This window comes from Paraburkholderia sp. (assembly GCF_036488505.1).
GTDB lineage: Bacteria > Pseudomonadota > Gammaproteobacteria > Burkholderiales > Burkholderiaceae > Paraburkholderia.
In genome coordinates this window covers 1-11,771 of record NZ_DASXHN010000466.1, presented here as the reverse complement: position 1 = coordinate 11,771, position 11,771 = coordinate 1, and the positions used below count along the sequence as shown (strand labels likewise).

The 11,771-nt window shown below is 64.5% G+C and carries 11 protein-coding genes; 6 read left to right on the top strand and 5 right to left on the bottom strand.

Annotation, left to right across the window (positions count from 1 at the left end; all coding sequences use genetic code 11):
* From VGH68_RS26935 to VGH68_RS26925, 3 genes are all read left to right on the top strand, one after another.
* Positions 1–283, top strand: a 283-nt coding sequence (locus VGH68_RS26935) for a methionine biosynthesis protein MetW (RefSeq protein WP_331606770.1), incomplete at its 5' end; no start/stop codon positions are given.
* A gap of 14 nt (positions 284–297) precedes the next feature.
* Positions 298–1,692, top strand: coding sequence for an AmpG family muropeptide MFS transporter (locus VGH68_RS26930; protein WP_331606769.1), 1,395 nt, complete (start codon positions 298–300; stop codon positions 1,690–1,692).
* Positions 1,693–1,712: 20 nt separating this feature from the next.
* A complete protein-coding gene (locus tag VGH68_RS26925) occupies positions 1,713–3,050 on the top strand; it encodes a M48 family metallopeptidase (RefSeq protein WP_331606771.1) in 1,338 nt (445 codons plus the stop codon).
* A 38-nt stretch (positions 3,051–3,088) separates the two neighbouring features.
* On the opposite strand, the gene VGH68_RS26920 is transcribed toward VGH68_RS26925, so the two are convergent.
* The 5 genes from VGH68_RS26920 to gatC all read right to left on the bottom strand — a co-directional run bounded on the left by VGH68_RS26920 (position 3,089) and on the right by gatC (position 8,290).
* Positions 3,089–3,868, bottom strand: a complete 780-nt coding sequence (locus tag VGH68_RS26920) for an exodeoxyribonuclease III (protein ID WP_331606768.1) — start codon at positions 3,866–3,868, stop codon at positions 3,089–3,091.
* A 53-nt stretch (positions 3,869–3,921) separates the two neighbouring features.
* Positions 3,922–4,761 carry a PPK2 family polyphosphate kinase gene (locus VGH68_RS26915; RefSeq protein ID WP_331606767.1) on the bottom strand — a complete coding sequence of 280 codons (840 nt, stop codon included), beginning with the start codon at positions 4,759–4,761 and terminating at the stop codon, positions 3,922–3,924.
* A 140-nt stretch (positions 4,762–4,901) separates the two neighbouring features.
* Entirely contained in the window at positions 4,902–6,380 is a 1,479-nt protein-coding gene (gene gatB, locus VGH68_RS26910; protein ID WP_331606766.1) for an Asp-tRNA(Asn)/Glu-tRNA(Gln) amidotransferase subunit GatB, read from the bottom strand.
* A 5-nt stretch (positions 6,381–6,385) separates the two neighbouring features.
* On the bottom strand, positions 6,386–7,879 hold the full coding sequence (gene gatA, locus VGH68_RS26905; RefSeq protein WP_331606765.1) for an Asp-tRNA(Asn)/Glu-tRNA(Gln) amidotransferase subunit GatA: 1,494 nt from the start codon (positions 7,877–7,879) through the stop codon (positions 6,386–6,388).
* A gap of 111 nt (positions 7,880–7,990) precedes the next feature.
* Positions 7,991–8,290: an Asp-tRNA(Asn)/Glu-tRNA(Gln) amidotransferase subunit GatC gene (gene gatC, locus VGH68_RS26900; protein WP_331606764.1), complete on the bottom strand. Its 300-nt coding sequence runs from the start codon at positions 8,288–8,290 to the stop codon at positions 7,991–7,993.
* 374 nt (positions 8,291–8,664) lie between these two features.
* On the opposite strand from gatC, the gene VGH68_RS26895 reads away from it, so the two are divergent.
* The 3 genes from VGH68_RS26895 (at position 8,665) to mreD (ending at position 11,520) form a co-directional block, all read left to right on the top strand.
* Positions 8,665–9,708, top strand: a complete 1,044-nt coding sequence (locus VGH68_RS26895; RefSeq protein ID WP_004189550.1) for a rod shape-determining protein — start codon at positions 8,665–8,667, stop codon at positions 9,706–9,708.
* Positions 9,709–9,862: 154 nt separating this feature from the next.
* Complete coding sequence (gene mreC, locus VGH68_RS26890) at positions 9,863–11,011, top strand: rod shape-determining protein MreC (RefSeq protein WP_331606763.1); 1,149 nt, start codon at positions 9,863–9,865, stop codon at positions 11,009–11,011.
* Entirely contained in the window at positions 11,008–11,520 is a 513-nt protein-coding gene (gene mreD, locus VGH68_RS26885; protein WP_331606762.1) for a rod shape-determining protein MreD, read from the top strand. Before mreC ends, mreD begins: the two co-directional genes overlap by 4 nt.
* Positions 11,521–11,771: the final 251 nt, after the last annotated feature.

Here is an 11,771-nt window from a genome sequence, read left to right as displayed (position 1 = left end):
GGTGCGGGTGGGCAAGCAATGCATCGTGTCGTTTCCGAATTTCGGCTACTGGGCGCACCGGCTGTCGGTGCTGCAGGGTCGCATGCCGGTGTCGAAGTCGCTGCCGTATCAATGGCACAACACGCCGAACGTGCGGGTGCTGACGATCAAGGACTTCGAAGCGCTCGCGCCGGAGGTCGGCATCGAAATTCTCGACCGCGTCGTGCTGCACGACGGACAGGTGGTGCGTTGGGGCGCGAACTGGCGTGGTAGTCTTGCGGTCTATCGGGTCAAGAAAAGCTAACGTCAGTTATCCACATGTCCAACCCGCCGCAAGAGGCGCCCGCACTTACCGCTCACGAAGAACATCCCGGCTGGCGCGCGTTCCTGAATACGCGCATGCTGATCTGCGTCTTTCTCGGTTTCACGTCGGGATTGCCGCTGTTTACGCTCGTCTATCTGGTGCAGGCGTGGCTGCGCTCCGAAGGCGTCAATCTGACGGAAATCGGCCTGTTCGCGCTGATCCAGTTTCCGTACACGTGGAAGTTCATCTGGGCACCGCTGATGGACCGCTACGTGCCGCGTCTGCCGGGCTGGCGGCCGGGCCGGCGGCGCGGCTGGATGCTGGTCACCCAGCTACTCGTGGCCGGCGCGATGGCAACACTCGGCTTCGTGTCGCCGCGTGAATCGATCTGGACGGTCGCGGCGCTCACCGCACTGGTTGCGTTTTTCGGCGCAAGCCAGGACATCGTGATCGACGCATACCGGCGCGAGCTGTTAAGCGACACGCAGCAGGGGCTCGGCAATGCGGTGCATGTCAACGCGTACAAGATTGCGGCGCTCGTGCCGGGCTCACTCGCGCTGATTTTGTCCGATCATCTGCCGTGGACCACGGTCTTTATCGTGACGGCCGCGTTCATGCTGCCGGGTATGGTGTTGACGCTGGTCGTGCGCGAACCCGAAGTGCACGGCAAGCCGCCGAAACATCTGCGCGAAGCGATCGTCGAGCCGTTTCGGGAATTCATCCTGCGCGACGGCTGGCGCGGCGCGCTTTTCGTGCTCGGCTTCATCTTTCTGTACAAGCTCGGCGACACGATGGCGACCACGCTGTCCACGTCGTTTTTCCTCGACATTGGCTTTTCGCGTACGCAGATCGGCGTAATTGCAAAGACCACCGCGTTCGGCGCGAGTCTCGCGGGCGGCATCATCGGCGGAATCTGGCTGATGAAAATCGGCATCGGCCGCGGCTTGTGGATCTTCGGTTTGCTGCAGATGGTGTCGACGCTCGGCTTCGCATGGCTTGCGCATCTCGGCCCTCACTCGCCGGGTCTCACCGAGATTTACAACATCGCGGTCGCGCTGAGCGAAGGCACGACGAAGCTGCTGTCGCTGGTCGGCATCGACTGGAGCGTGCAGCTCGATCCGCGCTCGGTCGCACTCGCGATCGTGTATGGCTTCGAGACCTTCGCGACGGGCCTGACGCTCGCCGCGTTCACCGCGTATATCGCCAGCACCACCGATCCGCGTTACACCGCGACGCAGTTCGCGCTGTTCACGAGCCTCGCGTCGGTGCCGCGCACGCTCGCGTCGGCGGCGAGCGGCTATGTGGTCGCGCGGATCGGCTGGTTCGACTACTTCATCGTGTGTACCGCGCTGGCGGTGCCCGGCATGCTGCTGCTGTTGCGTATTGCACCGTGGAGGGCGCAGTCGTGAAGACGCGGTTCCCGATGCGGATGCTTCCGCTCGATGCGAGCCGCGCTTCATCGACCGGCTCGAATCGGGCGGCGCGGCGCGCGCTATGGACGCTCGGTTGCGCAAGCGTTGCGCTGGCCACTTCGATCGGCGCGCATGCGGCTGGCGCGAGCGCGGCTAACAACGCATTGGCGCTCGCTGAAACGGCAACGGGCAGCGCAACTGCGGCGACCACCAGCAAGACGGCGGCGCCGGCGGCGAAATCCACGGCAAGCGCCGCCAGTGCCGAAAACGCGACGTCGGCAACGGCCGGTGCGAACGGCAGCAGCGGTGCCGCCGGCGCGAACGCGGGTGCAGGCGCAGCCGCAAGCGCGGGCACGCACAGCAGCCCCATTAGCAGCCCAGGCAGCGGCCCGAACACCGCCGCCGCAGGCTCGCCCAGCACCAGCGGCAGCGCTGCGTCGGCCGCCGCAGCGGGTTCCGCGCCCCAGCCCGCGCAACCACCCACCGCTGCGAAAGCGCCCGCCGCGAGCGCCGAGCCGAACGCCGTCCCGCCGCCGTACTACGTGAGCCCGCAATTGCGCTACGGCGGCTACGCGGTGTTCCGCAATCTGATCCCGTCGCCGATGCTCGAAGCGCAAGGCACCGAGGAATTCGGCCAGATCGTCTACGGCGCGGAGCATGCGAATCGGCTGTACGGCGACACCGATGCGCACGTCACACGTGTACGCTCGATCATCGACAGGATGGTGCCGTACTCGCTGAAATGGAACGAGCGCGCCAAGGGCTGGAAGTGGGCGTTGGCGGTGATACGCTCGAACGACATCCGCATGTACTGTTTGCCGGGCGGCAACATCGTCGTCTATGGCGGAATACTCGATCGCGTGCGCCTGAACGACAACGAACTTGCGATGCTGATCGGCCACGAAATCGCGCACGCGTTGCGCGAGCACGCGCGGATGCGGCTCGGTCAGCTTCAGGCAAGCCAACTGGATTCGTCCGGCACGATCCCGCAACTGTTCGGGCTCGCCGATCTCGGCATGGCACCGCTTGGCATCGGCTCGCGCCTGCTGGAAATGAAGTACGAAAGCACCGACGAAACCGAAGCCGATGTGATCGGCAGCGATATTGCGTCGCGCGCCGGCTACGATCCGCGCGCGGCGGTCACGCTCTGGGACAAGCTCGCGCAGGCGACGCGCGGCAATCGCGAACAGGGCTTCATCTACGTGCACCCGTACACGCCAGCGCGCCGCGACGACATTATCAAGCGGCTGCCGGACATGCTGCCGCTCTATGCGAAGGCGACCGGCAAGAGCGTCGACGAGCTGCCCGACTACCCGGGCGTCGGCCGCCCGGCCCGCAAGCCGGTGCGCGATTGAAGCCGGCCGCGGCGCCGCGCAAGCGCGCCCCGCCGTGCTTACTTGCTGACCTCGTGGTCGTAATCGACGGTCAGCGGCGCATGGTCGCTGAATTTGATGTCGCGAAACACATCGGTGCGCTTTGCCTTGCCGGCGATGCCCGGCGTCGCGATCTGGTAATCGATCCGCCACCCGACGTTCTTCGCATACGCCTGGCCGCGATTGCTCCACCACGTGTACTGTTCCGGGCGTTGGTCGAGCGTGCGGAACACGTCGACATAGCCAACTTCGTCGAACAGTTTATCGAGCCACGCGCGCTCTTCGGGCAAGCAACCGGAGTTCTTCTGGTTGCTCTTCCAGTTCTTGATGTCGATTTCCTTATGCACGATGTTCACGTCGCCGCACACGATCACCTCGCGCTCGCGGGACAGTCCGGCGAGATGCGGCATGAACTCGTCCATGAAGCGGAACTTGGCCTGCTGACGCTCCTCGCCGCTCGAACCGGACGGCACATACACCGAGACCACCGACAGCTTGCCAAAGCGCAGTTCGACATAACGCCCTTCAGGATCGAACTCCTCGCTGCCGAAGCCGATCACCACTTCATCGGGCTCGCGACGCGTATACACGCCCGCGCCGCTATAGCCCTTTTTCACCGCATGCTGGAAATAGCCGGTGAAGCCGTGCGGCGCGAGAAATTCCGGCGTCATGTCGTCCTGCGAGCATTTGATTTCCTGCACGCACAGTACGTCGGCCTGCTGTTCGCCGAACCAGTCGAAAAAGCCTTTCTTCGCCGCCGAGCGAATGCCGTTCAGGTTGGCGGTAATCACACGCAACATGTCGTTCCTTTTATGTTCGATTCGTTTTCTTTAGCCCACGCACAGGGCGGTTTTCATTCGACCTTGACACCCTTCAGCGATTCCTTCTCAGGCGGATACTCGAGTTTGAGCGCGTCGAGCGTGCGCACCAGCAGTTCAGCGACCATCACGTTGCGATGCGTCTTCGAGTCGGCCGGGATCACGTACCACGGCGCGTATTCGGTGGACGTCGCAGCGAGGGCGTCGCGATATACGGATTGATAGGCGTCCCACTGCTTGCGTGCGTCGAGATCGGACAGATCGAATTTCCAGTGCTTCTGCGGATCGTCGATACGCGCCTGCAGCCGCGCGCGTTGCTCTTCTTTGGAAATGTGCAGCATGCATTTGAGAATCGTCGTGCCGCTGCACACGAGCATTTCCTCGAACTGGCGAATATGGCAGCAGCGCCGCTCGAACGCGTCCGCATGGAGTTCGCCGAGCACGGTCGGCACGAGCAGGTCTTCGTAGTGGCTGCGGTTGAAGATCGTCAGTTCGCCGGCCGCGGGCGCCTGCGAATGCACACGCCACAGGAAGTCGTGCGCGAGCTCGACAGGCGTCGGCGCCTTGAACGGCACGATGCGCAAGCCAAGCGGATCGACCTCGTGAAACACCGCGCGGATCGTGCCGTCCTTGCCGCTCGTGTCCATGCCTTGCAGCACCAGCAGCACGCGGCGCTCGCGTTGCGCGTGCAAACGTTCCTGCAGGTTGTCCAGCCGCAAACCGATCTTCGACAAGCGCGCGCGGTCCGAGTCTTTTGAGCCGTTCGAAAACGGCTTCGCGCCGGGGTCGAAATCGTCGAGCGAGAACTGAGTTTTGTTCTTGCCGTCGTCGAAATACGGCACGCGGAAATCGTCGAGATCGGCTTGCTTCGACATACACACACTCCGTGGTCTGCGTCTACCTACGTTCGAAGGGCTCGAACGGGGCCGCAAAACAAAACGGGCCGTTGCCCTGCTTCCCATCCGGCAACAGCCCGTGATGACCGGCGCGCACGCCAGCCTTAACGCTTGATGCTTCAGCTGGACAGCTTCTTTTTCAGCAGTTCGTTGACCTGAGCCGGATTCGCCTTGCCCTTGGTCGCCTTCATCGCCTGGCCGATCAGCGCGTTGAACGCCTTTTCCTTGCCGGCGCGGAATTCGTCGACCGACTTCTGGTTGGCGGCGAGCACTTGGTCGATGACCGCTTCGAGCGCGCCGGTATCGGAAATCTGCTTCAGGCCGTTCGCGTCGATGATGCGATCGGCGGCGGCTTCGTCGCTGGCCTTCTCCTCCCACATCGCGAGGAAAATCTCCTTCCCGATCTTGTTCGAGATGGTGCCGTCGGCAATGCGCTGCAGCACCAGCGCGAGCTGCGCGGCCGACACCGGGGACTCAGCAATTTCCAGACCCTCGCGATTGAGCTGCGACGACACCTCGCCCATCACCCAGTTCGCCGCGGCCTTCGCGTTCGCCGCGCCGGCGCGGCCGACCACCGCCTCGAAGTAGGCGGCCATCGCCTTGCTCGCGGTCAGCCCATTCGCGTCGTACGGCGTGAGCCCATATTGCGACACGAAGCGCTGCTGGATCGCTTCCGGCAGCTCCGGCATTTCGCTTCTCACACGCTCGATCCACGCGGCGTCGATCACGAGCGGCATCAGGTCGGGGTCGGGGAAATAGCGGTAGTCGTGCGCGTCTTCCTTGCTGCGCATCGAGCGTGTTTCGCGTTTGTCCGGATCGTACAGACGGGTTTCCTGCACCACGGTGCCACCGTCTTCGATCAGCTCGATCTGACGGCGCACTTCGTACTGGATCGCCTCTTCGAGGAAGCGGAACGAGTTCAGGTTCTTGATCTCCGCGCGGGTGCCGAATTCTTGCTGGCCGAGCGGGCGCACCGACACGTTCGCGTCGCAGCGAAACGAGCCTTCCTGCATGTTGCCGTCGCAGATGCCCAGCCACACGACCAGCGTATGCAGCGTCTTCGCATAGGCAACCGCTTCTGCCGCGCTGCGCATTTCCGGCTCGGTGACGATTTCGAGCAGCGGCGTGCCGGCGCGATTCAGATCGATCCCGGTCATGCCCGCGAAGTCCTCGTGCAGCGACTTGCCCGCGTCTTCCTCGAGATGGGCGCGCGTCAGATTGATGGTCTTCTCGTACGCGGCCTTGCCCGCCTTTTCATTGGCCGGCACCTGGATCGTCACCTGGCCGCCCTGCACGACGGGGAGTTCGTACTGGCTGATCTGATAGCCCTTGGGCAGATCGGGGTAGAAATAATTTTTGCGCGCGAAGATGCTGCGCGGCGCGACCGTCGCGCCGATCGCGAGGCCGAACTGGATCGCGCGCTCGACGGCGCCGCGGTTCATCACCGGCAGCGTGCCCGGCAAGGCCAGATCGACCGGGCTTGCCTGGGTATTGGGCTTCGCGCCGAACTGCGTGGCGGTGCCCGAGAAGATTTTCGATCGAGTCGACAGTTGCGTGTGGGTCTCCAGACCGATCACGACTTCCCATTGTTTGGCCATGGTGCTCACACTCCCGCCGGTGCCTGACGGTGCCAGCCGGTCGCGCGCTGGAACGCGTCGGCCACCTGCAGCATCCGGGCTTCATTGAAATAGTTGCCGATGATCTGCAGACCGACCGGGCGCCGCGCTTTCGCGCCGGCGCCGAAGCCGCACGGCACGCTCATGCCAGGCAGGCCGGCGAGGCTCACCGACAGCGTGTAGATGTCGGCCAGATACATCTGCACCGGATCGTCGCCCTTCGCGCCGAGGTCCCACGCCACCGACGGCGCGACGGGTCCCATGATCACGTCGCACTGCGAGAACGCCTGCTGGAAATCCTGCGCGATGATGCGGCGGATCTTCTGCGCCTGCAGGTAGTACGCGTCGTAGTAGCCGTGCGACAGCACGTAGGCGCCCACCAGAATGCGGCGCTTTACTTCCGGGCCGAAGCCTTCCGCGCGCGACTTCTTGTACATGTCGAGCAGATCGCGGTATTCGGCCGCGCGATGACCGAAGCGCACGCCGTCGAAACGCGACAGGTTCGACGAGGCTTCCGCCGGCGCGATCACGTAATAGACCGGAATCGACAGTTCGGTTTTCGGCAGCGAGACGTCGACGAGCGACGCGCCGAGCGCTTCGTATTGCTTCAGCGCGGCGTCGATCGACGCGCGCACGTCGTCGGCGAGGCCGGCGCCGAAGTACTCCTTTGGCAGGCCGATACGCAGGCCGGCGAGCGGCTTGCCCGCGCTGTCCGCGCCTTCTTTCCACGCCTTGCCGAGATAGCGTGTGTAGTCTTCGTCGTCGCGTGCGAGGCTCGTCGAGTCGCGCTCGTCGAAGCCGGCCATCGCGTTGAGCAGCGTCGCGCAATCGGCGGCGCTCTGTGCCATCGGGCCGCCCTGATCGAGCGACGACGCGAACGCGATCATCCCGTAGCGCGACACGCGGCCGTAGGTCGGTTTGATGCCGGTGATGCCGGAGAACGAGGCCGGCTGACGGATCGAGCCGCCGGTGTCGGTGCCGGTCGCGGCGGGCGCGAGACGCGCGGCCACCGCCGCCGCCGAGCCGCCCGACGAACCGCCTGGCACCGCGTTGCGGTCCCACGGGTTGTGCACCGCGCCGAAGTACGAATTCTCGTTGGACGAGCCCATCGCGAACTCGTCCATATTGGTCTTGCCCACGCACACCATGCCGGCGTTCTGCAGACGCGCGACCACGGTCGCGTCGAACGGGCTTTCGTAGGTCGCGAGCATCTTCGAGCCGGCCGTGGAACGCCAGCCCTTCGTGACGAAAACGTCCTTGTGCGCGATCGGCAGGCCGGCGAGCGGGCCGGCGTGGCCGCTGTGCAGCAGCGCGTCGGCCGCTTTGGCCTGCGCGAGCGTCAGTTCGGGATCGACCTGGATGAACGCGTTCAGGTCATTGGCCGCGTCGATCCGCTTCAGGTACGACTGCGCCAGTTCGACGGCGGAGCATTCCTTGGCCGCGAGCGCGGCGCGCAGTTCGGTGAGACTTTTTTCATGCATTGCGTTTTATCCTGGAAAACGCGGCAGCGCGGCGACGCTGCCGTGGAGGCGTCCGTTCGCGCGGCAGACCGGCTCCCGGCCTGGCCCGCGACGCAGGCCGCGCGCCGGGTCTTATTCGATCACCTTCGGCACCAGGTACAAGCCGTCCTGGACCGCCGGCGCTGGGCGCTGGAACGCGTCGCGCTCGACCGTCTCGGTGACGGCGTCGTCGCGCAGACGCAGCGCGACATCTTCGATCTGCTCGATCGGATGGGCTAGCGGCGCGATCCCGGTGGTATCGACCGCTTGCATTTGTTCGACGAGGCCGAAGAAATCATTGAGCTGGGTGAGGGTATGTTCGGCGTCGGCATCGGCGAGTTCGAGCCGCGCAAGATGCGCGATGCGTTTGACATCGGTCAGGGTAAGAGCCATGCAGTCACCGGAAAGAGGTGGAGTGCCGTAACGTTCAAAAAAGCGCGTTGCAACAGCGGGTTACGACACGATAGGACGAGGCTGGAAAAGGAACGTGGGTGACAAAAAGTGCCCCCCGTTTCCTTCAAAACATCCAAAATTATAAGGTATCATTACGCGTTCGACCCAAACCCGGACCGACTTACCAGGGCCTTACGGACAATTCCAAAGAACGTCCGGCGCTTTGCGCCCTGGCTTTGCAACCGCCTCCGGCAGACTCCCTCGCAGCTTCAAGTTCCTGTGGCGCCGCTTCGCCCGGTTGAAGCTGTTATTTATTCCGCTGGCGCCCTACGCATACGGTGCGAGGCCCGGCCCCCAGCGAGACAGGATTTTGAATGTTCGGCTTTTTGCGCAGCTACTTCTCCAACGATCTGGCGATTGACCTCGGCACCGCCAACACGCTTATCTACATGCGCGGCAAGGGCATCGTTCTCGACGAACCGTCGGTCGTGTCGATCCGTCAGGAAGGCGGCCCCAACGGCAAGAAAACCATTCAGGCAGTCGGCAAGGAAGCCAAGCAGATGCTCGGCAAGGTGCCAGGCAACATCGAGGCGATCCGCCCGATGAAGGACGGCGTGATCGCCGACTTCACCGTCACCGAACAGATGATCAAGCAGTTCATCAAGACGGCTCACGAATCGCGCATGTTCTCGCCGTCGCCGCGCATCATCATCTGCGTCCCGTGCGGCTCGACCCAGGTCGAGCGCCGCGCGATCAAGGAAGCCGCGCATGGCGCGGGCGCCTCGCAGGTCTATCTGATCGAGGAACCGATGGCCGCCGCGATCGGCGCGGGCCTGCCGGTGTCAGAGGCCACCGGTTCGATGGTCGTCGACATCGGCGGCGGCACCACCGAAGTCGGCGTGATCTCGCTCGGCGGCATCGTCTATAAAGGCTCGGTGCGCGTCGGTGGCGACAAGTTCGACGAAGCCATCGTCAACTACATCCGCCGCAACTACGGGATGCTGATCGGCGAACAGACCGCCGAAGCCATCAAGAAGGAAATCGGTTCCGCCTTCCCCGGCTCGGAAGTCAAGGAAATGGAAGTGAAGGGCCGCAATCTGTCGGAAGGCATTCCGCGCAGCTTCACGATCTCCAGCAACGAAATCCTCGAAGCACTGACCGACCCGCTGAACCAGATCGTGTCGTCGGTGAAAATCGCACTCGAACAGACGCCGCCAGAACTCGGCGCCGACATCGCCGAGCGCGGCATGATGCTCACCGGCGGTGGCGCGCTGCTGCGCGATCTGGACCGTCTGCTCGCGGAAGAAACCGGCCTGCCGGTGCTCGTCGCCGAAGACCCGCTGACCTGCGTGGTACGCGGCTCGGGCATGGCGCTCGAACGCATGGACAAGCTCGGCAGCATCTTCTCGTACGAGTAAGCGAGCTTCTCTGCCATGTTGGTAGCGCGGTTCTGGCACACGGTCCTTGGCGGGCCGCTTTGCCATCGGCTGGGCAAACCAGCCGCCGCGCGCTGAGCGTGCGCCCATCGCGCGCCGCCGCCTCACCCACCCGCTCACGCCCCCGGCGCCGACCATGGAATACAGTCCGCCGCCCCTGTTCAGGCAAGGCCCGTCGGCGCTCGCACGACTGGTGTTCTTCGTCGTGCTGGCGATCGCCCTGCTGATCTCCGATGCCCGCTTCCAGACGCTCGAGATCGTCCGCGGCGTGCTCGGCGCGGGTCTCTATCCGTTGCAACGCGCGGCCCTCGTGCCTCGCGATATCTTCAGGGGCGCCGCCGATCTCGCGGTGACCAGCGCCACGCTGCGCGACGAAAACGAAAAGCTGCGCGCGAAGGATCTGCAACTATCGCAGCAAGCCAATACCGCTGCGTCGCTTGCCGCCGAAAACGGCCATCTGCGCGCGTTGCTGCAACTGTCGCAGCACCTGAGCACCCAATCGATGCCCGCCGAAATCCAGTACGACACGCGCGACCCGTTCACGCAGAAAGTCGTGATTGGGCGCGGCGCGCAACAGGGCATCCTGAACGGCTCGCCGGTCGTCAATGAAGACGGTGTGATTGGCCAGGTTACGCGTGTGTTTCCGCTGCAGGCCGAAGTCACGCTGCTCACGGACAAGGATCAGGCGGTGCCGGTTGAAATCCTGCGCACCGGATTGCGCAGCGTGATTTACGGCACGCCGAAGGGCGACGCGCTCGATCTACGCTTCGTGCCGATCAGCGCCGACGTGCAAGCCGGCGACGAACTCGTGACAAGCGGACTCGACGGCGTGTATCCGCCGGGGCTGCCGGTGGCCAAGGTCATGCGCGTGGACAAGCAGGCCGATACCGCATTCGCGCGCGTGGTCTGCCAGCCCGTCGCGGCGGTGCGCGGCGCGCGTCAACTGCTGGTGCTGCATGTCGTTAATGACATACCGCCGCGCCCGGCGGACGAACCCGACGCGGCGACGGTCGCGAAGGAAACGAAAGCGAAAAAGGCCGGCAAGGCGGCGGACGCCAAGGGCACGGCGGACAAGGGCGCGAAGGCCGGCGACAAAGCCGCCACCGACAAAGCCGCCGCCGGCAAACCTGCCGCGAAGCCAACCGAAAAAGCGCCCGCCAAATCCGTCGCTGCTGAAAACAAGGCAGAAAAGCAGCCGGAAAAATCCGCGACAGAGAAAAGAACCGAGAAGCCGGCCGCCGCGAAAACCGCGAAGCCGCAAGCGGCGCCGGGGGCTCAGCCATGAATCGTCCGCAATACATCCTGCAGCCGGTCAACCCGTACTTCATCGCCTTCAGCCTCGCGGCCGCGTTCCTGCTGAATCTGATGCCGTGGGGCCGGTTGGCCGGCGTGCCCGACTTCGTCGCGCTCGTGCTGCTGTTCTGGAACGTGCATCAGCCGCGCAAAGTCGGCATGGGCATCGCGTTCCTGCTCGGCCTGCTGATGGACGTGCACAATGCGAGCCTGCTCGGCGAGCACGCGCTCGCATACACGCTGCTGTCGTACGGCGCGATCACGATCCATCGCCGCGTGCTGTGGATGTCGCTTGGCGTGCAGACGTTCGCGGTGATGCCGCTGCTGGTCGTCGCGCAACTGGTGCCGTTCGTGATCCGTCTGCTGACCGGCGCCGCGTTCCCGGGTTGGAGTTACCTGATCGACGGTTTCGTCGAAGCCGCGCTGTGGCCGATCGCGAGCGTATTGCTGCTGATGCCGCAGCGCCGCCCGGCGGATCCCGACGACACCCGGCCTATTTGACCCCGCATCGGGCCCGCCGGCCGCTGTGCCGGGACAAGTCGCGATAGAGCCGCGCGCCGCGCGTCCGACGCGCAAAGCAGTTTCTGCCCCCGGTCCCGGCCGGATGGACGCTCACTCTTGATGGCCGCGCGCCGGCCTTTTGCTCGAATCGCATGACCGAATTCAAGGACACTCAGCAGCAGCTCACGAAATTCCGCCTGCGCGTCGCGGCGGCGGGCCTGTTCGTGTTCGTCTGCTTCGGGCTGATCGGC